The sequence below is a fragment of the Vibrio sp. CyArs1 genome, assembly GCF_022432925.1.
GTDB classification, from domain to species: Bacteria; Pseudomonadota; Gammaproteobacteria; order Enterobacterales; family Vibrionaceae; genus Vibrio; species Vibrio mediterranei.
In genome coordinates, this window is sequence record NZ_JAKRBO010000002.1 from 691,982 (window position 1) to 713,985 (window position 22,004).

Consider the following 22,004-nt stretch of genomic DNA (forward strand, 5'->3'; position numbering starts at 1 on the left):
CTTAATAGTTATCTGTAGTGCGAATTATTATCATTTATACTACGAAGTGCGATAATACTCAGTTACAATTTATTTTCAAGAATAAATACAAAAAAGCCTCACAAAAGTGAGGCTTTTCTATCATTTTACTAACAATTTTATGATTGGTGACCAAGATTACTGGCTAAAGCTTGAGGTAGTGCTTACCGTGAGAGACCTTTGCTTTAAGGTAGTTTTCATTGCCATCTTTGATATGAGCGTGCGTATTCACGACTTCTTCAATATTGATGCCGTGCTCGCGAAGTTCGCGCACTTTTTTAGGATTGTTAGTGACCAGACGAATAGAGTGTACGTCCAGCGCTTTAAGCATTTGAGCGGCTTCAGTAAAGTCACGTAAGTCATCGCCAAACCCTAAATGGTTATTGGCTTCATACGTATTCATACCATCAGACTGAAGCTTGTAGGCGTCTAATTTGTTGTAAAGACCGATTCCTCGCCCTTCCTGACGTAGATACAGGATGATGCCGCCTTCTTCACCCATTTTCTGAATGGTCTCTTCCAATTGCTCACCACAATCGCAACGTGACGAGTGGAACACATCACCGGTAAGACACTCTGAGTGCATCCTTACCAGAGGTAAAGATTGGGTCTTGTCAGATGATTTAAAAATAATCGCTACATGTTCTTTATCTGTCTTGAGTCCACGAAACGACAGCATCTCTGCGTCTATATCACTCCTGGAACCGACTTTTAATTGTATTCTGGCACGTACTTCCGCCATAGTTTCTCTCACTAGATTATCTGAGGCTAGTAATGAACTTATCTCAGCCATCGCTCTATTCTCCATAAAGTGAACTATGGGGGCTAGTACTCGACTTTTCAACAATAAGATCAATATAGTAATTGTTATATTATAACAATTACTATTTATAAGAAACTAAAAAAGCCCCGAGTATCAATACTCGAGGCTCATAAAAATCATTTAGTTAGGCGATAAAAAGATAGGTCTTACGCTTGTTTTTGTTTCCATACAGCGAGTTGGACCCACACATTTTCCAGTTCCGCTAGCTCTTCTTTTGTTAATAGAGAGATGGTCTGGGAAGACTCACCCGAGCTCGCACCATTGGCAGATTTAAGGTGTGCATAAAAGTCTTTTTTGAGTTGGCTGATGACTGCTTCCACTGCTGTACCACCTTACTTACGGGTTATTTCCTAAACAATGCGATAATACCACTCTGATCAGATCGTACAGCTTTTTCAAACATTTCTGGAACTGCCATCACAATCTAACGGGTTTTTACCTAGAATTTTCTAAACTTTATCGCACAACGGACGAAGGCGGCAATTTGTTACTGAACTTTTTTGTTGAGGCGGTAGAATATCGACACTTTACACTTCAAAGAACAATGTCATGTTAAAAATCATCAGCAACCAAGACTTCGATACATTTGCGCAAAACGCAAAGGAAGCACCACGCAAACGCAGTCATCATAACCTACACGAGCAATTAGACGCTGGCGTTCAACGTTTGTTCATCTCAACAGAGCCAGAAACCTACATGCGCCCTCACCGTCATACTGAAGAGCACAAATGGGAATTGTTCCTTGTTCTTAAAGGACAACTGGATTTATTGATTTTTGATGATGAAGGCAACCTCACAGAGCGTCATAGTCTATCACCAGAAACTAACCGTGCTATCGAAATACCACCAGGTACTTGGCATGGTTATGCTTGTATGCAATCGGGCACGGTCGGCCTTGAAATCAAAGAAGGCGCATACATCCCTACTCCTCAAGAAGATTTCGCACCTTGGTCTCCAGCAGAAGGTGAAGATGGCGCCAATGAATATCGCGATTGGATGAGTACAGCACAACCAACGGCAAAATAATCTTCAGCTGCTATTCTCACTACTAAATCTACAAAAGCGTAGATAAAAGTAGCATCTAGAGCGGGAATGTTGATAATACCCGCTCTGCATACCGACTGAGGACAGCTCTTGAACACTCCAGCCTTTTCTACCTTAAACTTACCATCTGAATTACTCGGCACATTAGACAGTCTTGGTTACGCTTCCATGACGCCAATCCAAGCCGAGGCACTACCAAAAATTTTGGCGAGTAAGGACGTTATCGGCCAAGGAAAAACAGGTTCAGGAAAAACCGCAGCGTTCTCTCTCGGCGTACTTAGCAACTTAAGAGTAAAGCGCTTCCGAGTGCAGTCTCTTGTTCTCTGCCCAACTCGTGAGCTTGCGGACCAAGTTGCAAAAGAGATTCGCACCCTAGCTCGTGGTATTCACAATATCAAAGTACTAACACTGTGTGGCGGTATGCCAATGGGACCACAAATTGGTTCTCTGGAACACGGTGCGCATATTCTAGTAGGAACGCCTGGTCGCATCCTTGATCATCTAGAAAAAGGTCGTATCAACCTAAGCGAACTGAATACTCTGGTACTTGATGAAGCGGACCGTATGCTAGATATGGGTTTCAAAGATGCCTTAGACGCTATTATCGACCAAGCTCCAAAGGAGCGACAAACGCTGCTTTTCAGCGCTACATTCCCTGAGCAAATCCAAACCATTGCTGCTCGAGTTATGAAGCAACCAGAAGTGGTGAAGGTAGAGAGTAAGCACGATCACTCAAGCATCAAACAGTTCTTCTATCAAACTAACACTCTCGAAGAACGTGATAACGCACTTGAAAACTTGCTTCTGACTCACCAACCGGAGTCTGCTGTGGTGTTCTGTAATACTAAAAAAGAAGTTCAGAGCGTCGCGGATGAACTGCATCATCGTGGCTTTAGCGTGATTGATATCCACGGTGATTTAGAGCAAAGAGATCGTGACCAAGCACTCGTACAGTTCGCCAATAAAAGTGTTTCTATTTTAGTGGCAACGGATGTTGCAGCTCGTGGTCTCGATGTCGATAACCTCGATGCAGTATTCAACTATGATCTGTCTCGCGACCCAGAAGTACACGTACATCGCATTGGTCGTACTGGGCGCGCCGGTAATAAAGGTTTAGCCTTTAGCTTCTACAGCGAGAAAGAGTTCTATCGTGTAGCGCGTATTGATGAGTACATGGATATGCCGATTGAACCAAGCGAATTGCCTGCAAAGTCAAGCAACCAACCATTTCAAGCAAAAATGGTGACGATTCAAATTCAAGGCGGTAAGAAGCAAAAATTGCGCCCTGGTGATATTTTGGGGGCGCTAACCGGTGATAAGACACTCTCCGGCAATCAAATTGGTAAGATCAATATGTTCCCGATGAGTGCTTATGTGGCGGTCGAGAAAGCGATAGCTAAGCAAGCGTTAGGTAAGATTACCAATGGCAAGATGAAGGGCCGTAACTTCCGCGCGCGAATCATCAAAGCTTAACCTTCAACTCCATCAAAAACAGCTCTTAGTTAATACATAGAGCTGTTTTTGTATTCGCTACTGCATGGATAACGCCATAGATACGGCGGAAAAAGGACATCCCTGCTTACAACGTCCGCAGCCATCACAAGCTTTCTTATCCAACTCCGGTAGGCTGTACGACGTGATACTTATCGCCTGTTTTGGGCAGGCTTCTTGGCATAAGTGGCAATCACTAAACAGTGCATTTTGACATCCATCCGAGAACTGCGGAATTAAACCAGTATGGTTGTCCTGTCCATGCAATGCACCTGTTGGGCATACTTGGCTACACTCTCCACATTGGCTGCAGTACCCATAATCAAGTACAAGTCGAGCGAGTTCATCTTCAATAGCAATAACCTGCTCAGGACAAGCCTTGACGCAATCTCCACAAGCATTACAAATCTGTTGATAGAGCAACTCATCAACAGCTTTTGGTGGTCTAGGGATTGTTCGTGATACTTCTTGGCACTCTAACTTAGCAGCTAATGAGTCATCACTGGCCATGACAGGTGAATTACGCGTACTGCCATTCGCCAAAGCGCGAAAAAGACCACGACGACTTATGGTTTTGTGCTCCATATACGCTTTGTAGTATTTTTCATCTCTGGTCATGAGCGCTTACCAACCCTAACGATACAGTTTCACGGCAAGTGGCGTAATATTTAACAGCTCCTGAACGGCTTCACACCATTGCGATACCAAGGCAGCTAGTTGTTTGTAGCTTTGAGTTGAAGCATGCTTCTCAACCAACTCGAAATAACGGTAACACCAAGTCAGTAAGTGCTGTGAAAACAGCGCCTTGACCGACTCAATGTCGTGTTCTTGCTCAACCAATTGACTCACTGCAAATAACATTAAGCCAATTTGATCTTCTGGCTCTCTCATCCCAGTATCTAAGGCAATATCGTGATCTCGAAGAAACTGACGGTACGCTACTGTGGTATCACCAAAAATCACCTCTTCTCTATCCATATAGACTGAGCCCCACGGTGGTGCCAGCATCGCCTCTCCTCCTTCAAAAAGTAAGAAGAAGTCTTGATTTAGTGCTTCGTTGCTTTCGCCTTTAACCTGATGACACCATGCCTGAAGATCACTGTCTTTTAAGTTTTCATCTTGTAGCAACGCAGTCAATAAGGTCTGGTTGTTGTTGTCGGTAAGCGGGAAATAAAACAGCGAACCGAATACCTTTGCCATGGTTTGTAGACTAAGTAGATCGATAGATTGATTTTCTGACATGAATTTACCAAATTTCAAAAATGACTAAGTTGAACCAATAAATGAGAGCAGGCCGGTCAGCCTGCTCTCATCTTTGCTACATGCCTGCTGTCATGTGCAGACCAAAGAACACGCTGCGTCCGATGAGTTCCGCAACTAACACCATCGCAAAGCCAATGACGGCAATCGGCATAGAACGAGACTCAGAGCGCATCGCCCACATCCATGCAGCTAGGCCAACGAACACTAGGACAAAACGTAAGTTTTGAATCTCTGCCATATTTGGCACTAACTCACTAGCTGCAACAATCGCAGAATGAATATTAGGCAAGTTGGCGACCATTGACATAGTGACCATTGCCATTGTCACTGCGGCTACACTTGCCACAATCGCCGTAACTTTACCTAAACGTGGACATTCCAACTTAGCGCCACGCATCAAAATAAGTGACAGCATCACGCCACAAATGACAGCCGTAAGCGTAAATGATTGACCCGTAAACGGTGTATCCCAAGTTGGAACCGTATCAATGATGTAGACGTTCGTCATGGCGACCATAAAGGCCACGCCGATCACCATCGCCGCTACCATCAACCCTTTACGAATCGATTCACTGCCTTTATTGATGACAGACAATAGCCAATATAAACCACCTAAGCCAAAGAACATCGAACCAAATAGGATCTCACGCGATAACCAAGATGTTCCAATTTGGTTTAACGCATTGATTGCACGCATTGGGCTACCTAAGTGCATGGTTGACGCCATAAAGCCAAGTCCCATGAAAACCCAAATAAAGAACATATTGCGAGTTATCGCTGTCTTAACGTGTGCATCCGCCTTACCAAATAATGTGATTAAGCCCATTACGATAAACGCACCGACTGCTGTTTGAGCAAATACAGTAAAGAAAATCAGAGGCCATTCATGCCATCCCATGTTAAACCTCCTTAGGGTTTGCTAGGTGACCAGTGGTGTCATTCGTTGGACGCGCATGACGATTTGGTTTGATCACGATATTTGGTTTCGTTAACGTTGACGATGGAAGTGGCGCTACGTCTGCGTTGGTTCCATACTTGGCACGAAGCTCAGCAATAGGACCGAACTCCAACGCACGAAGTGGGCAAGAACCGACGCAGATTGGCTCAAACCCTTCTGCTACGCGCTCGAAACAACCGTCACATTTCGTCATGTGACCCTTTTCTTTGCTGTACTGTGGCGCACCGTAAGGGCAAGCGTTAGCGCAGTGTTTACAGCCAATACACACCTTTTCATCCACGACCACAAAGCCGTCTTCACGTTTGTGCATTGCACCCGATGGACACACTTTTGCACACGCCGGTTCGTCACAGTGGTTGCATGCAATAGAGGTGTAATAGGCAAACACGTCTTGACGGTAAGTGCCGTTATCTTCGATCCAGTTACCACCAGCGTATTCGTAAACTCGACGGAAGCTGCGATCAACACCAAGATCCTTAAAGTCTTTGCAAGCTAACTGGCAGGTTTTGCAACCAGTACACTTACTCGAATCGATATAAAAACCGTATTGTTTCATGAGTTAGTCCTTACGCCTTATTTGCCAGTTGAACTTCAACTAAGTTAGTGTGTTGAGGGTTACCTTTCGCCAACGGGCTTGGGTGTTGAGACGTCAGAACATTGATCGAACCATTATGGTCAACCTTGTTGCCGTCTGGCGCATACCATGCTCCCTCTCCGAGAGCTACAACTCCCGGCATCATTCTTGGCGTGACTTTAGCGTTAATTCGAACTTCACCACGGTCGTTGAAGATCTTAATTCGGTCACCATTGTTAATTCCGCGACGTTCAGCATCTACAGGGTTGATCCACATTTCTTGTTGTGCGGCCTGCTTCAACACATCGACGTTACCGTAAGTTGAGTGGCAACGTGCTTTAAAGTGGAAGCCCGTTAACTGCAATGGATACTTATCGCGTTTCGGTGAATCCCAGCCTTCTGATGTACTCACGTAAATAGGTAGAGGATGAATCACATCACCTTCTGGCAGCTCCCACTCAGCGGCAATACGAGCTAACTCTTCCGAGTAGATCTCTACTTTACCTGAAGGTGTGTTAAGCGGGTTATTCACCGGATCTGCACGGAAAGCTTGGTAAGCGACATAGTGACCATTAGGGTCGCTACGTTTGACGATACCTTGCTGACGTACCGTCTCGAAATCTGGCAATGTCGGGTCTAACTTCAATGTTTCAGCATACAAGTGACGTAGCCAACCTTCTTGGTCACGACCTTCGGTAAATGCCTGACCCACACCCATGCGCTCCGCCAAATCAGAGCAGATTTGATAGATGCTGCGTGCTTCAAATTGAGGCTCGATCGCTTTGTCAGCAAAGATAAAGTAAGGCATGTTTGCCGCTTTACCATCCATACAGAAATCTGCCTGCTCAGAAGTAGTGAGGTCAGGCAAAATGATGTCGGCGTACTTTGCTGAAGACGTCATGTGGTTATCGATCACGACAATCATTTCACATGCTTTGTCATCTTGAAGGATATCGTGAGTACGGTTGATATCTGAGTGCTGGTTAATGACACAGTTGCCCGCATAGTTCCAAATGAACTTGATTGGCACATCGAGTTTGTCTTTACCACGCACACCATCGCGTGTCGCAGTCATCTCAGGACCACGAACAATCGCATCAGTCCACAGGAACATAGAGATCGACGTTTTCACTGGGTTTTCTAAGGTTGGGAAGCGCACAAACGGAATGTTATAATCCGATTCACGAGCACCAGAACCACCGCCATGAATGCCTAGGTTGCCGGTTAATAGCGCTAGCATGGCAATCGCACGTGACGCGATTTCACCATTTTGCGTACGCTGAAGACCCCAACCTTGATAGATTGCACAAGGTTTAGTTGAACCAATCTCACGAGCTGTCTTGATAATGATGTCCGCTGGAATACCGGTAATTGGTGCCGCCCATTCAGGGGTTTTCTCAACACCATCTTCACCCAAACCTAAAATATAAGATTTGTAATCACTATTTGCTGGCGCAGATGCTGGCAGGGTTTTCTCATCGTAACCAACACAGTAGGTATCTAAGAACTCTTGGTCGACCAAGTCTTCTTTGATCATCACGTGAGCCATTGCTGCTATGAACGCTGCATCAGTACCCGGTTTGATAGGAATCCACTGATCTTCACGACCCGCCGCAGTATCGTTATAGCGTGGATCAATCATGATCATTCTTGCGTTGGATTTCTCTTTGCTTTCAATCAAGTGATGAATCAAACCACCGCCAGACATACGCGTTTCGGCTGGGTTATTGCCAAACTGAACAATGAGCTTACTGTTTTCGGTATCTGAGAAAGAGTTACCGTTAGCCCAACCGCCATAGGTATAACTCAGGCCTTTGGCAATTTGAGCCGTCGAATAATCGCCATAGTGATTTAGATAACCACCCGTTAGGTTCATCAGACGCGCGATTAACGTGCTACCAGGAGGCCATGACTTGGTGACCGTACCGCCTAATGTACCCGTCCCGTAGTTAAGATAGATAGCTTCATTACCGTACTGCTTCTTAATGTGGTCTAAGCTATTTACGATCTCCGTGTAAGCTTCATCCCAAGAAATACGCTTGAATTTACCCTCACCACGTTTACCAACGCGCTTCATTGGGTATTTCAGACGGTCTGGGTTGTACACACGACGACGCATAGAACGACCGCGTAAGCATGCTCGTACCTGAACGTCTTTGTTGGCGTAATCATCTTTACCCGTATTGTCGGCATCTACCCACTTAATTTCACCGTCAACGACATGCATGCGCAGTGGACATCGACTGCCACAGTTTACGGTACATGCGCTCCACACCACTTTTTCGTCGTTGGCTTGTGGTTGGGTTTCCGCTTGTGCAGATTTAAAAGGGAGAGAAATGGCGCTGGTTGCAGCAGCAAGACCACCGATGGCTGAAGAGGATTTTATGAATCCTCGACGCGTCAGCGACGGCGTCAATAATTGCTTCAGTTTATTATTCATAAAGACATGCTCGATTATAGTTATGCATCATCGAGCGAATGTTACTAACGAAACCTTTAGAAACTGTTGATAAAAATCAACACTACTACTTAATGGTTAGTGGATTGACAATTCTCTGACATTTGGTGGAATATTTTTAAATCACTCATTTATAAAAACAAATAATTTGCCATTTAGTTGAAAAACAAATTATCGTATTGATAGGCATTCCATTTTATAAATGAATATCAACACCATTTGATCTCAAAGAAAAAGTACCATTTAATAGTGTTTAATAAATACGTTCGCCAACGTTGGATGAGGATTAGTGCCTGTCAACAGTACAATATCCACACTAGGGAGTGGTGGCATTCCATTTAATATCTGGACGTCTTTGTTAGTACTTAGACGCCCCATCGCACCGACGCCCATTCCTTTAGCCACTAATGCTCGCTGAGCTGAAGCGGTATTGCAACAAGCAAGTAGTCGATGAGCGATCCCTCGCTTGGTTAAACTATCCAACGCCGCGGCGTGGTACTTACAGTCGGTTTGAAACAGTACCAACGGCAATGGGGTGATGGCGGTATCAAAATCATGCCCAGCAATCCAAACGCCTTTGTCTGACTCTAACCAATAACCTTCTTCACTGTCAGGTGCTCGCGTCACAATCGCGGCGTCTAACTTCCCCTCGTCTAACCACTCTCTTAGCATAATGCTGGGCTGACTGAATATTTGAACTGAACAAGTAGGTTCAACTTCGATAATTGCCGCCACCACTTTCGGTAGGACAGTGTCATTGTAGTCTTCAGGGCAACCAAGCCTCAACGCAGTCTTGTTTTGATAGCGTTTCACCTGGTGCAAGGCGGTATCATGTAAGGAGAGTATGCGTTCAGCGTGTGCCTTCAATGATAGTCCTGCTTCACTTAGCACCATATTCCGGCCTTCACGCTCAAACAATACAGCCCCAGTTTCGGCTTCTAACTTTTTCATCTGCGCGCTAAACGCAGATTGAGTTCGATTTATTTGTTTTGCTGCTCGCGTAAAGCTCCCCGTCTCGGAAAAAGCGAGAAGACTTCTCAGCGCATCGATATCCATATCGCCCCCAATCCATCGATTTCATTGATGAAATACATTCAAATTTTGCGTTAGTCACCCATCTCACCATTGATTAGTATCAAAATCAAACAGGCAAAGGAGGCAAATATGAAACTGTATATTGGAAATCAGAATTACTCGAGTTGGTCATTACGTGCGTGGCTTATCTTTGAGCATTACCAGCTTGAGGTCGAAGTAGAAAAACTCAAACTGTTTTCAACCGAGTTTTATCAAACACTTGAAACGCTGACGCCAACAGCCAAGGTTCCTACACTCATTGATGACGAAACCACAGTTTGGGACTCTCTTGCGATATTAGAATATGTGAATGAGCAATATCTCAATGGTTGCTGCTGGCCAAATGACAGCGTGAGAAAAGCCAAGGCAAGAGCAGTAGCCTGCGAAATGCACTCTGGATTCTTGGCTCTACGCAATGAATTACCAATGAACTGCCGAGCCAAGCGCCAGGTCGTACTTTCTGCAGAAGCTAGAAAAGATATCCAACGGATTGACACCTTATGGGCAGAGCAGATGTCAAAGCACGATGGTCAATGGTTATTTGGCGATTGGTCCATTGCCGACGCCATGTTTGCTCCTGTTGCACTTCGTTTCCGAACCTATGGCATTGAACTGTCACCTTTAGCGCAGCAGTATCAACAAAAAGTGCTAAATAGTGACGCAATAAAAACGTGGTTAATACAAGCAAGTCATGAGCAAGACATCATTGTTCAGGACGAAGCAGGATTTGATCGCTAGCCAATGCAACGGTTTGACAAAATAACAAAGGCTTGCCTAACGTTTCGTTATGGCAAGCCATGAGTTCAAAACCGCAGTGCATTGACTGCTTTATCAAATCATTATTCGATTAGTTTAACGCTTTTGCTCATTTCGGATATACATAATCGCGACCATACTAAAGCCCATAAATTGCCATAGGTACTGACCATCACTAGCACCCGAAGTCGTTTGAGTAAATGCCATACAACCTGCGACGAAAAGAGAGGCGATTGCCGAATAAAGCAACCAAGGACGTTCTCTATCAGTCATAAATTCTAGATTCAATACCGAACGAATAATGAGAATAAAAGGTAGGCATTGCAACAAAATCAGAATCGGAAACATAAAGTCGAATGTTGGACTTAACAAAGCATGACCAACCTGACTTTTATCCCATGTCCCCACAATATAGCCTTTCCATCCGCCCCAAGTATCACCCGCATAGGCCGTCTCAGGAGTGACAGCCCCAAGTAGTACGCCCATTACCTTGTCGATAAAGCCATTCTTAAACCAGAATACAAATAAAAAGATTTGCACTGGAATGATTTGAAACGCGAGCTTCTTTAACATTTTTTGTTCCTGTTAGCATAAATAACACAAGAACAATTATGAGTTTGCCTTTATTAAAGACGCTTGATGCAAGGCAATCGGCGTTAATTACAAAGTAAATTCAAATAAACCATTCTCCGTAGCCCTATGAACTATGGCAAGGTTTGAATTAAATTTGATTTTTGTAAAGATTCAATTAAATCATAGAGTTGCCCACCACTCTCTTTCTTCATCGCGACATAGTGTTGGTAGTTAAAATCGGCACCTTTTAGATTACCAACTTGTTTGTCAGCCACACTTAATAGGTAGTAGCCAATGGGAGTTGGCGTGCTCTCTGCAGCATAGAAAAGGTAAGGAATGGCTTGGTCAGCGCGTTGGTTTAACAACAAGGCAAGCCCTAACGTCAGGTTCGCGATATCACAACGAGGGTTAAGTTCGAACGCTTTTTGTCCCAATTTAAGACCCTCAAGGCGTGTCTGAGCATCACCCGATTGCAAATAGTCAACGGAGGCTGAGTAAGAGAGTAAAGCACTGACTAAATAGTTACCGCGACCTTGAGACTGAATATTCTCTAGCATAGGTGAGAGCTTTACAAAGGCATCGTTTCCGCCACCTAAGTAGAACTGAGAAATACCGTCTGAAATCACTTCCCAATCATCGTAGTTATTAATGGCACTCACACGATGACTGGTCACTTCATACCCGTCTTCTTTAGGTTCTACCAACGCCTTAATTTCCAATACTACATCGCCAATAGCAGTGAAAAAATCTTCTTTGTTGAAAGATTTTTCAATACGCTGATTCTTAGATGGTAATTGGTTGTTCTGAATCATCAAAGTAAGTAAGAACTCACTCTCGCCGCTCTTTTTAAGCCAGCCTTTAAGCTCAATACCCTGTTGCTTTAATGCCGCTTTACTCTCCTTAGACAACTGGGAAAAGTGATAGCCGGTTAACGCTCGCGACGAGTTGAGGCCATAGAATAGATAATTGTAAACGCTTTCCGACAGTTGATAGTCTTGCATCGAATCTGAAGTAATATCATGGATATAAACCGGCACAGTACCAAGCGGATTGGTATTTTCTGCCACGATGTCTGTGTTCTCTTCAACAATATAAGTGACAATCCATGACGCCATTGCCAATATCGCTAAACACCCAGCAAGGGTAGCCCAAAGCTTGTTGTTACCGCCTTTGCGCCCACTCTTTTCCGAAAATTGTGGCTCCTCAATATCATCGACTTCAACCGCGACGACTTGTGGTGCTTTTTCAATGTGAGCAATCACTTCAAGATCAAATAGGTACCCTTTCTTCGGGATAGTTTTGATCGTACGGTAAGGCCGCGTTTTGTCTTTAAGCTGGCCTCTTAATGAGCTAATCACTTGGCGAACCAAATTGTCCGACACATGATTACGCTGCCAAACATTGTCTGCGATTTGTTGAGTCGTCAGGACTTGCCCTTGGTTTTCAACAAAATACTTCAACAAACGAGATTGCAATGGTTCTAAATGCAGTTCTGCACCATCGACTTCAAGCTTATTTTTGCTTGGATAAAAAACAATCGGAGATTCGAGCTGCAATACGTAGTATTTAATGGAGTCCATAGTGGCTACAAGGGTAAGAAATAACCCTAAAAGGGTATTAATTTCGTTTCACAGAAGCAACTTAGATTTTGTATTGTTAAGTATGGACAATGACGCTGGCGAAATGGATCGATAAGGAAAAGGATGTTGTGGGCGCTTTGTAAGTCAAGCCGCCATTTGAGAGCCTGCAGGCCCTGAAACGGCGACGAGGAATCTCAAACGATTACTTTTGAAGTTGCTCTTTTGCTGCTTCAACTTTTGCGAAATCAAGTCCTAACTCTTCAACGGCTTCTTTGATCAACGCAGGGTTTTGCATAACTTGACCCATTAGCGCTTGAAGCTGCTCTTGTGGCAAACCAAGCTGGCTGATTGTTGCCATTGCTGCAAGAGGGTTCTGTGTCAGTACTTCAAAAATTTCACTGATTTGCTCATCACTGATGTTGTTCTCTTTTAGCATTGCAATTATTGGATTCATTTCACTACCTTTATCAATATCAAATGAAATTGCCCGCAGTTTATCATTTGAGACCTTAACTGGGTACTACCCGATTCCATCACTCCTGCCAGTTGGCGAAATGCGAAACCAAGTAGTCTATCGCTAAACGAGCCCTCATTGGCAAAAACCGTCGATTCTGATAAACAATCCAACTACTAGAGCCTTTGCCCCAATAGGGTGTTAAGACGGGAACCAGTCGCCCGTTATGGAAAGCGTCACTAAAACTGCTTTTTGGCATATAGACAATGCCTAACCCCTGTTCACAAGCATTGACCACAGCACTGGAGTTATTGCTGCGCCAACGTCCATCTACTCGAATACTCCCCATCGGTTTGCCATTATCTTCAAATACCCAATGGTCATTATTCGCGATGATACAGCTATGGTGTCGAAGTTGATCAGGATGAGTTGGTACTCCGTATCGTTCTAGATATTCAGGACTGGCCGCGGCTGCCATTGGCCTGTCCACCAGCTTCCGTGCAACTAATCCCGAATCACTTAATCGGCCGTACCGAATCGCAAAATCGATACCATCTTCGATGAAATTGACCATTCGAGTATCAAAATCCATCTCAACCGTCAGTTCCGGGTACCCTTTCGCAAATTCCATCAATGCAGGAGCAACGTAGTTTTCGGCAAACGCACCAGCGGCACTCACCCTTAAAGTGCCATTTAGCTGTATTTGCTCGGAACTAAGCTGCTCGTTAGCTTGTTGAAGTCCAATAACTAAGTCTTTGCACTGCTGATAATACACCTGCCCCGCCTGTGTGAGATTTACCATTCGAGTGGAGCGGGCAAGCAAAGCGACGCCCAAGCGTTCTTCTAAACGCGATACCTGTCGACTCACATGACTTGTGCTGCAACCAAGTTGCTTAGCTGCCGCAGAAAAACCGTGGCTTTCTGCTACCGCTACAAACTCGTTGATTCCTTCAAAGCTATCCACATCTCACCTTTGTCATATAGCAATAATATTTTGTCATTTAGCTATATTATCACCAAATCAGTTAGCAATTAGTATAACTAAGGTAATTACAACAACGAATCAGCCAGAAGGACATAACGATGAAAAAGGTACTTATTCCCGTCACTAACCATGCAACATTAGGTGAGACAGACCAAGCAAACGGAACTTACGCTCCAGAACTCACTCACGCTTTACGTGAACTCCAGTCGGCAGGTCATGACTATGAAATCGCATCCATTAAAGGTGGCAAAGCGCCACTTTACGGTACTGACATCGAGGGTGACAGTGTCAATACAGAAATCCTAACGGACGAGGCGTTTCAGAATCGTATTAACAACACCATTCCTGTCTCGCAAATCAATATCAATGATTACGATGCTATTTTTTACCCGGGAGGGTTTGGATTGCTATCTGATCTATCAAGTAACGAGGATTTCGCTGCGCTTGCAGCTACTCATTATGAGCAAGGTGGTGTAATTGCAGCAGTGTGTCACGGCCCCGGAGCTCTTCTACCTATTACTCTGAGCAATGGCGACAAATTACTGGCATCGAAGTCAGTCACTGGATTTACACGAGAAGAAGAAATCGACTTCGGCACTATCGGCGATATTCCTTTCTTACTGGAGGAATCACTGGCACGCACCGCTGCTCAGTACAGCAAAGTACAACCTTGGCAAGAGTTTGTAATTGTTGACGAACGTGTAATCACAGGCCAAAACCCAACCAGCGCACACGCTGTCGGAAAAGCGATCGTAGCGGCTTTATCCTAACTTTTGTCACAGCTGTAACCGTTCGTGTCGTGTTAACGTAACGCAACGTTCTCACGACACGTATTGTTGTCTATTGCCATTTATAGACTTGTGTCTCTGGATAAAAAGCGTACCACGCGAACCAAAATAGTAAGGTTGATGGTTGGGTTTCACCCTTCTCATCAGTTATCCAAGCTGACTGGTTGCTGCTATCCCAGTGAACATAATAGCGATCCCCGCCCAATTCAAAGCTTTGCTGCTGAGTTGCTAACTGAGATATCTCACTAAATGGAAACGCGATAGTTGACTGCTCCACTTTAAACCCTAATACCATCTCTTTCGGGTGATACTCATTGGGTGCTTGATTCGCTACAGGAAAGTAGATGGCAGCGTTTTTTCCATAACCTGCATAAGGATCTCTCTGGTAATCGCGTTGATAACCTGTGTTGGTGGAGAGAACTAGCGAGTCAGGGTAACGAGCCAGCCAATTCGACCAACGACTAAGTGTAAGCGGCACTTGTTTGAGTTTACGGCCAACTAATGCTCCAGCTATAGCCTCACCATGAATTTGCGACCATAGCGATTCGGTTTTGCGGTCGTACATAAGTACGTCCGAGTTATACAACAAACCAGAAACTCCAAAATCCAGAGCGTCACGCTCTCCCGTCGGCTGGCTAAGAAATGCCATTCCACTGCCACACAATGGACAATAACTGATAACGTAACGTGTTCCGCTGAATTGGTCATTAACGATTTCATGCCAGTTGAGAATTCGAATAGGATACGCCTTCACCACATCACCAACCTGCAACCCCAATACGATATCCTGTGCATGCATAAATTTTGCCTCGTTGCCTTTAATAAACTCGGGCTGATTGAGTGCCGGAATGCCATCTTTAGGTGGCCCACCTTTTTGAATGAATTGTGAGGGCACAGATGCATTGTCTATGTTGAATCCATTGAGCACCTTCGCCAATAGTGATACCGGAAACGACAACAATATGAAGACCAAAAGAGTTAATCGCAGCTGCATTTGCCTCTCCTCCAATCAAGAAGACTGGTCATATAGACCCGCCAACTACAGCAATGCTTTCAATTGTCGTCTAGAACAAAAGTAACAATTTGCATTAATACGCATAGCACCCTAGTGCTTATTCGACATAACAAACGCCGCGTTGAGCTGCTCAACAATTGTGACAAGCTTCAAAACCATAAATAAAAACTATACTTAATCCTACTGATCAAGTTGATCGAATGATGCAAATGTGAAAACCTTACCACATTGAAACATGAAAACCTTTTCATGTTATGTGAAAACCTTTTCTTAAAACGTATCAGGATAGAACAAATGAATAAGAAAATCGCGGTCCGCTTGCTTGCGGCTCTCGGCGGAAAAAATAATATTCGAGCCCTAGAACATTGCGCGACAAGACTTCGTGTTGTTGTAAAAGATGATGCACTTATCGATGTCGACCAAATCAAATCAACAGATAATGTAGCTGGTTACTTCTTCCAATCGGGCCAACACCAAATCATCCTTGGCACAGGCTTAGTTAACAAGGTCTTCGCCCTTATCCAGCAAGAACTAGATGGCGAACTTGAGAGCGCGAAAGGCGCTGCTTACGAAAACATGAGCCCATTCCAAAAGGCCCTGCGTTCTTTAGCAGACGTATTCATTCCTTTGATTCCCGTGCTGGTTGCGACCGGTCTGTTCATGGGGTTACGCGGATTCGCCCAACAGCTAGGCTTTGAGTTCTCTCCTGAGCTACTCACTATGACGCAAGTTGTAACTGATACGGTATTCATCTTCCTACCAGCGCTTGTCGTGTGGTCTGCCTTTAAACGCTTTGGTGGTACGCCTGTTATCGGCATGGTGCTGGGTCTAATGCTTATCGCACCGATGCTGCCAAACGCATGGGATGTGGCAAGCGGTAACGCAGAAATGCTGAGCATTGGTATGTTTAAGATTCAAGGCTTCCAAGGCACCATAATTCCAGCTCTAATTGTAGGTATCTTGGGCGCTAACCTAGAGCGTTGGATTAACTCATGGATGCCATCAGTGGTTTCGCTGATCTTTACTCCATTTTTGACGATCACTATTGGCATGCTAGCAGGTCTATTCATTATTGGCCCGGTATTCAACATTGTTGAACATGGCGTAATGGTTTCTACAGAATCAATTATTAACTTACCAATGGGCATCGGCGGTGCAATCTTTGGCGGTCTACAACAGGTTCTAACTGTAACGGGTCTTCACCACAGCTTAATGGTTGTAGAGCTTAACTTCCTATCGACTATCAAGATCAACCCATTAAATGCACTGATTACTGCATCAATGGCAGGTCAAGCAGGCGCAGCGATTGCCTACACCATGTCGATCAAAGATAAGAAACAAAAAGCGCTTAACTACTCTTCAATCGTACCGTGTTTCTTCGGCATCACTGAACCACTTCTGTTTGGTGTGACGCTAACTAATAGCCGTGTATTTGTATCAGGTATCATCGGCGGTGCCATTGCGGGTGCATTCGCAACCATCATGCACATCGCACCATCTGTTATGGGTGTCACTTTCATTCCAGCTATTCCTGCCTACTTAGGCAATGGTCTTGGTATGTACCTAGTGATGATTGTTATTGGTATGGGTAGCGCAGCAATGCTAACTAAATTACTAGTAAAGCCAACAAGCAACGAAGCAACGATGACGGTTGCTTTAGATAAGTAAACTTCCCCTCGTGGCGGTGTACCTTAGGGTCACCGCCACGGTTCGTTTTAAAACATTGAATAATTCAATGTTAGCAACAAGTCCAACTACAGAGTGTATTAATAGCAATGACTTCAACAGAACTGTGTTCACAAAGCGAATCTTCAGTGTCGCACCAACCAAACACTGACCACTTGCGCCCACGGTTTCACCTAACTGCACCGTACGGACTGATTAATGACCCAAACGGCTTTATTGAATACGATGGAGAGTATCATCTGTTTTTCCAATGGAACCCACACGCTTGTGAGCACGGGGCAAAATATTGGGGACACAGCACCAGTCAGGATCTAGTAAACTGGACACTGCAAGGTCAAGCATTAGTCCCAGACGAAAGCTACGATCGCCACGGCTGCTACTCAGGTAGCGCGTTCGTATTGGATGAGCGACTTCATCTTTTCTATACCGGAAATGTAAAAACCGACGACGATGTTCGTCTTACTACTCAATGTCTCGCCAAATCTATTGATAGCCACAACATTCATTTCGAGAAAATAGGCCCGGTTATCCCAAAACAACCTGAGGGATATACGGCGCACTTTCGCGACCCTAAAATTTGGCAACACGATGGCACTTGGTATTGCGTTCTTGGTGCTCAGACAAATGATGAACTTGGTCAGGTACTTCTTTTTAGCTCAAAAGATGCTTCTAACTGGACGTTTCTCGGCCCAATTGCCGGCAACCAGATCAACGGACTTCACGACTTTGGTTATATGTTCGAATGCCCAGATCTGTTCCACCTAGATAACACTGATGTTTTGATAGGTTGCCCACAAGGAATTAAGCCCAACGGATTAAGCTTCCAAAATCGCCATAATAATGGCTATTTTGTAGGTAAGATGGATTACCTAAATACGTGCTATACACACGGCGACTTTGAGCCACTTGATCATGGGTTTGAGTTTTATGCTCCGCAAACCACCGAGTCCAATGATGGACGCCGCCTGATGAGTGCTTGGGTTGGTATTCCTGAGGAAGATGAACAACCTAGCGTCACCAATGACTGGATTCACGCTTTATCCTTAGTGCGAGAGCTTTCCGTCGTTGATGGGAAGGTGTATCAACAACCCGCTCGCGAGCATGAATCTTTGCGCGGTGCGATGTCTTCGTTTGAAGAGGTGCAACTTACCAATCAGAATCACTTATCTCTGGACAGCAACCACTGTTTTGAATTGAATCTTGATATCGAGCATATTACTGATGATGTCACGATCAAGTTAGCTGATGAAGGTGACCGTTGGCTGGCATTAAACTATCAAACAGAGACTGGCGTAGTCACTTTAGATCGTTCAAACTCCGACTATTTACCGGGGAAACGACAGTGCAAAGTAGACAGTGAGCAATCCCTCAATCTGCAGATTTTCTTTGATCAGTCTATTGTTGAAGTCTTCATCAATCATGGTGAAGCCGTGTTTACATCACGCGTTTTCCCGCAAGCCGAACAGTCAAAAATCACACTTGAAACTGGAAAGTCATGTATAATCAAGCGCTTTATTAAATACGACTACTGACCAAAGGAATAACGGGAAATGGCGACAATTAAAGAAATAGCCAAGTTAGCAGAAACTTCAATTTCAAGTGTTTCCCGTGTCTTGAACAGTTCTGGTTATGTCAGTGAGCCCGTTCGAAAGCGCATTCAAAAAGTGCTTGATGAAACGGGCTATCGCCCCAACGCCTTGGCCAAAGCACTGCATTCAAAACGCAGTCAGACTATCGGGGTTATTCTTCCAAAAATAAACGCCACTTCCTCTGGTGACAACATCGCTGGCATTGATCAATACTTTGCCAATAACGGCTACAGTATCATCTTAGGTAACACCAACCACAGCATAAAAAGCGAGCTAGAATTTCTCGATTTATTTGCAGAAAAGCAAGTCGATGGCATCATCCTAATCGCGACTACGATTACGAGTGAGCACAAAGAAAAAATCAGAAAGGTAGGCAAACCCGTTGTAGTTATGGGGCAATCCACTACCGATGGAACACCTTGTGTGCTGTTCGACGAAGTGACGGCGGTGGAAGAGATCATTGACTATCTTGTAGCGTCGCAACATCGTAATATTGCGCTTATCGGTGTATCTGAAAGTGACGTATCTGTGGGTGTGAAACGAAAGCAAGGTTACTTAAACAGTTTAGAAAAGCATGGATTACCCATTTCTGCCGATATGATGGTCAATGGTGAGTTCTCTGTAGAAAGTGGTTATACCGCCTGTCAGGAACTTTATGAAGAGCGAATGCAGCGCCCAGACGCTATTTTCGCTGCCAATGATAAAATGGCTATTGGTGCGATTACCTACTTACTTGAACATGGCTTTAAGGTCCCAGAGGATGTCAGCGTGTGTGGCGTTGGTGGTGGTAATATGTCTCGTTATTACAACCCTAAGATTACCTCGCTGGTTTATGACTTTGAGGAGTCAGGTAAAACCAGTGCACATTTACTGCATATGCTGATTGAAAAGCCCGATCTGGATTTGACCGACCACGTAAGCTTTATTCCCTACCATCTCGAAGTAAGAGACAGTACTGCGCCTAAACTCAGTTAAAGCGCAGCCATATTTGATTATCGTTTAACGAGTGATCATTTGACGGGCTATAAGAAGCTATTCGAAAAACTCTATTACTAACTGGTTGTTCTTAATCACAACTTCTGGATTAGAGGATTTCAGTAGCGCCTCTTTAACCGTATTGCTATCGAGTTTGTAAACAGGATAGGTAGATACAGCGGCACCAATCATACTTACTGCGGGCTTAATCAGCTTCTTGATTTCTGGGGTTAGAAGCTGCCCTTCTTGATCAATTTTTTCTAGGCGGAGTGATTGTAGAAAAATCTCACCACTTTCTTGTTCATATCTAGGTATGGCACTGAACTCTATATCCAAATCAAGGTTAATATCCTGTTCATCCAATAACTGTAGTTGAGCCTTGGTGTTGGCAAATACCGCTACACGATCAGCGTCAGAGCGTCCAATTTTGACCTGAAGATCATCGACTGAAAGCTTGGCATACATGACGTTTTCAACACCAATAGATTGGTTGAGTTGTAGGTTGTCATTGAGATAATTCGTCATTTCTTGTTCAGTGATGCTGTAACTCACACAACCTGACAATAACAGCACTGATGAAGCCCAGAGGAGTTTGGCGAATCTGTTTTTCATAACGGGTGGCACTCTCAGAATATCGGAATAAGAGAAAATAAAGCAGACCTTTGAGTCTGCTTTATTTTATTAAAAGGTAGGGTGTTTTTGTGTCACAGGCAAGTGTTAACTTAGTCAGAATAACTTAGCTAATCGACCACCGTGACAATGAGCATTTAAAGTCATCGTAACCAAACTCATTAAGCTTTTCGATCTGACCGCTTGAGCGCTCACAGTAGATTGACGGCATCTTCAGACCATTAAACCAGTTGAGTTTCACCATGGTATAGCCAGCACTGTCCATAATATGCAGTCGTTGCCCCACCTCTAACGGCTCATCAAACTTGGCCTCACAGAATTGGTCACCAGCTAGGCAAGAACATGAGCCAATGACGTATTCATGATCACCTTCTGAATTGGCTTCTAAAATCGAAGCGGGTTCATCGTATATGAGCGTGTCCAGACGATGCGCTTCCGTCGCAGAATTTACAATCGCCGTCTTTTTCTCATTTTCTACAATGTCCACAACGGTAACAACAAGGTCAGTCGTTTTAGTTATGATCGCTTCACCTGGCTCTAGGTAGAGCTGCACACCATGCTTTTTCGAGAACGCACTCAATGCAGCACCAAGTTTATCGATATCATAACCAGGCCACGTAAAGAACACACCGCCCCCCATACTAACCCAATCGAGCTTATCTAGATGAGCACCAAATCGCTCTGAAATAGCATCAAGTAAACCGATAAATGCATCGACATCTTTATTTTCACAGTTCATGTGAAACATAACACCATCGATAGAATCGAAGATCGTTGGGTCGATATGATCGGCTTGCACTCCAAGGCGAGAGTACGGTCTAGCAGGGTTGGCCAAGTCCTGTCCCGCATAGCTCACCCCCGGATTAAGACGTAAACCAATGGACACTTTGCCTTCAACGATATGACGATAAGCGGCTAATTGAGACTGCGAGTTGAAGATCATCTTGTCACAAATATCAGCCACTTCGCGTACGTCGTCTTCGGTATAACCAACACTGTATGCGTGCGTTTCACCACCAAACGTCTCGTAACCAAGTTTTACCTCAAATGGACCACTGCTGGTTGAGCCATCTAAGTATGGTTTAATAATGTCAAACACACCCCAAGTTGAGAAACACTTAAGCGCCAGCACTAGCTTTACGCCAGAGACCTCTTTGAGGTGTTTTGCTTTCTCTAGGTTATCAATCAGTTTGCCTTCATTAATCATGAAGTATGGAGTTTTGAGTTCGTTTTTAATCATTTTGTAGACCTAAGTTTAAAGACCCTAGAT

22 protein-coding genes are annotated in these 22,004 nt (G+C 44.4%); 7 read left to right on the forward strand and 15 right to left on the reverse strand.

All coding sequences use genetic code 11. From position 1 onward, the window contains the following. Window positions 1–163: 163 nt before the first annotated feature. Together ribA and MMA19_RS09840 are read right to left on the reverse strand one after the other, a co-directional pair. Window positions 164–760 (reverse strand): GTP cyclohydrolase II, encoded by a 597-nt coding sequence (ribA, locus tag MMA19_RS09835; protein WP_038223104.1) that lies wholly within the window; start codon window positions 758–760, stop codon window positions 164–166. 227 nt (window positions 761–987) lie between these two features. Next, a complete protein-coding gene (locus MMA19_RS09840) occupies window positions 988–1,161 on the reverse strand; it encodes a hypothetical protein (protein ID WP_006074875.1) in 174 nt (57 codons plus the stop codon). 229 nt (window positions 1,162–1,390) lie between these two features. Between MMA19_RS09840 and MMA19_RS09845 the strand changes: the two genes are divergently transcribed. Together MMA19_RS09845 and dbpA are read left to right on the forward strand one after the other, a co-directional pair. Beyond that, window positions 1,391–1,867, forward strand: coding sequence for a WbuC family cupin fold metalloprotein (locus tag MMA19_RS09845; RefSeq protein WP_062457237.1), 477 nt, complete (start codon window positions 1,391–1,393; stop codon window positions 1,865–1,867). Between the two features lie 108 nt (window positions 1,868–1,975). Beyond that, the gene (gene dbpA / locus MMA19_RS09850) at window positions 1,976–3,358 is read left to right on the forward strand and encodes an ATP-dependent RNA helicase DbpA (RefSeq protein ID WP_240206099.1); all 1,383 of its coding nucleotides are present in this window, start codon (window positions 1,976–1,978) and stop codon (window positions 3,356–3,358) included. Window positions 3,359–3,415: 57 nt separating this feature from the next. Here dbpA and MMA19_RS09855 read toward each other — a convergent pair whose 3' ends face one another. The 6 genes from MMA19_RS09855 to MMA19_RS09880 form a co-directional block, all read right to left on the reverse strand. Further along, window positions 3,416–3,994 carry a ferredoxin-type protein NapF gene (locus MMA19_RS09855; protein ID WP_038225913.1) on the reverse strand — a complete coding sequence of 193 codons (579 nt, stop codon included), beginning with the start codon at window positions 3,992–3,994 and terminating at the stop codon, window positions 3,416–3,418. A 15-nt stretch (window positions 3,995–4,009) separates the two neighbouring features. Continuing rightward, on the reverse strand, window positions 4,010–4,618 hold the full coding sequence (locus MMA19_RS09860; RefSeq protein WP_240206100.1) for a molecular chaperone TorD family protein: 609 nt from the start codon (window positions 4,616–4,618) through the stop codon (window positions 4,010–4,012). 76 nt (window positions 4,619–4,694) lie between these two features. Beyond that, the gene (locus tag MMA19_RS09865) at window positions 4,695–5,537 is read right to left on the reverse strand and encodes a DmsC/YnfH family molybdoenzyme membrane anchor subunit (protein WP_198558007.1); all 843 of its coding nucleotides are present in this window, start codon (window positions 5,535–5,537) and stop codon (window positions 4,695–4,697) included. 1 nt (window position 5,538) lies between these two features. Then, on the reverse strand, window positions 5,539–6,153 hold the full coding sequence (locus MMA19_RS09870; RefSeq protein ID WP_063603757.1) for a DMSO/selenate family reductase complex B subunit: 615 nt from the start codon (window positions 6,151–6,153) through the stop codon (window positions 5,539–5,541). A gap of 10 nt (window positions 6,154–6,163) precedes the next feature. Further along, window positions 6,164–8,611 carry a DmsA/YnfE/YnfF family dimethyl sulfoxide reductase gene (locus MMA19_RS09875; RefSeq protein ID WP_240206101.1) on the reverse strand — a complete coding sequence of 816 codons (2,448 nt, stop codon included), beginning with the start codon at window positions 8,609–8,611 and terminating at the stop codon, window positions 6,164–6,166. Between the two features lie 261 nt (window positions 8,612–8,872). Next, window positions 8,873–9,685 (reverse strand): LysR family transcriptional regulator, encoded by an 813-nt coding sequence (locus tag MMA19_RS09880; protein WP_240206102.1) that lies wholly within the window; start codon window positions 9,683–9,685, stop codon window positions 8,873–8,875. A gap of 108 nt (window positions 9,686–9,793) precedes the next feature. Between MMA19_RS09880 and MMA19_RS09885 the strand changes: the two genes are divergently transcribed. Beyond that, a complete protein-coding gene (locus MMA19_RS09885; RefSeq protein WP_236109465.1) occupies window positions 9,794–10,441 on the forward strand; it encodes a glutathione S-transferase family protein in 648 nt (215 codons plus the stop codon). A gap of 114 nt (window positions 10,442–10,555) precedes the next feature. Here MMA19_RS09885 and MMA19_RS09890 read toward each other — a convergent pair whose 3' ends face one another. The 4 genes from MMA19_RS09890 to MMA19_RS09905 form a co-directional block, all read right to left on the reverse strand. Further along, window positions 10,556–11,032, reverse strand: a complete 477-nt coding sequence (locus MMA19_RS09890; RefSeq protein ID WP_240206103.1) for a hypothetical protein — start codon at window positions 11,030–11,032, stop codon at window positions 10,556–10,558. 131 nt (window positions 11,033–11,163) lie between these two features. After that, window positions 11,164–12,612 (reverse strand): winged helix-turn-helix domain-containing protein, encoded by a 1,449-nt coding sequence (locus MMA19_RS09895; RefSeq protein WP_240206104.1) that lies wholly within the window; start codon window positions 12,610–12,612, stop codon window positions 11,164–11,166. A gap of 202 nt (window positions 12,613–12,814) precedes the next feature. Further along, the gene (locus MMA19_RS09900) at window positions 12,815–13,066 is read right to left on the reverse strand and encodes a DUF2999 family protein (protein WP_031497056.1); all 252 of its coding nucleotides are present in this window, start codon (window positions 13,064–13,066) and stop codon (window positions 12,815–12,817) included. 79 nt (window positions 13,067–13,145) lie between these two features. Further along, window positions 13,146–14,030, reverse strand: a complete 885-nt coding sequence (locus MMA19_RS09905; RefSeq protein ID WP_124939929.1) for a LysR family transcriptional regulator — start codon at window positions 14,028–14,030, stop codon at window positions 13,146–13,148. Between the two features lie 119 nt (window positions 14,031–14,149). On the opposite strand from MMA19_RS09905, the gene MMA19_RS09910 reads away from it, so the two are divergent. Beyond that, entirely contained in the window at window positions 14,150–14,821 is a 672-nt protein-coding gene (locus tag MMA19_RS09910; RefSeq protein WP_240206105.1) for a type 1 glutamine amidotransferase domain-containing protein, read from the forward strand. A gap of 70 nt (window positions 14,822–14,891) precedes the next feature. Here MMA19_RS09910 and MMA19_RS09915 read toward each other — a convergent pair whose 3' ends face one another. Beyond that, on the reverse strand, window positions 14,892–15,833 hold the full coding sequence (locus MMA19_RS09915; RefSeq protein WP_240206106.1) for a DUF3179 domain-containing protein: 942 nt from the start codon (window positions 15,831–15,833) through the stop codon (window positions 14,892–14,894). 315 nt (window positions 15,834–16,148) lie between these two features. Here MMA19_RS09915 and MMA19_RS09920 point away from each other — a divergent pair, with 315 nt between their 5' ends. The 3 genes from MMA19_RS09920 to MMA19_RS09930 all read left to right on the forward strand — a co-directional run bounded on the left by MMA19_RS09920 (window position 16,149) and on the right by MMA19_RS09930 (window position 20,104). Beyond that, entirely contained in the window at window positions 16,149–17,522 is a 1,374-nt protein-coding gene (locus MMA19_RS09920; protein ID WP_198558016.1) for a PTS transporter subunit EIIC, read from the forward strand. 107 nt (window positions 17,523–17,629) lie between these two features. Further along, window positions 17,630–19,072 carry a sucrose-6-phosphate hydrolase gene (locus MMA19_RS09925; RefSeq protein WP_240206107.1) on the forward strand — a complete coding sequence of 481 codons (1,443 nt, stop codon included), beginning with the start codon at window positions 17,630–17,632 and terminating at the stop codon, window positions 19,070–19,072. A gap of 18 nt (window positions 19,073–19,090) precedes the next feature. Then, a complete protein-coding gene (locus MMA19_RS09930; RefSeq protein ID WP_006075497.1) occupies window positions 19,091–20,104 on the forward strand; it encodes a LacI family DNA-binding transcriptional regulator in 1,014 nt (337 codons plus the stop codon). 57 nt (window positions 20,105–20,161) lie between these two features. On the opposite strand, the gene MMA19_RS09935 is transcribed toward MMA19_RS09930, so the two are convergent. Then, a complete protein-coding gene (locus MMA19_RS09935; protein ID WP_006075496.1) occupies window positions 20,162–20,716 on the reverse strand; it encodes a DUF1439 domain-containing protein in 555 nt (184 codons plus the stop codon). Window positions 20,717–20,840: 124 nt separating this feature from the next. Then, the gene (nspC, locus tag MMA19_RS09940; protein WP_240206108.1) at window positions 20,841–21,974 is read right to left on the reverse strand and encodes a carboxynorspermidine decarboxylase; all 1,134 of its coding nucleotides are present in this window, start codon (window positions 21,972–21,974) and stop codon (window positions 20,841–20,843) included. Window positions 21,975–22,004 lie beyond the last annotated feature (30 nt).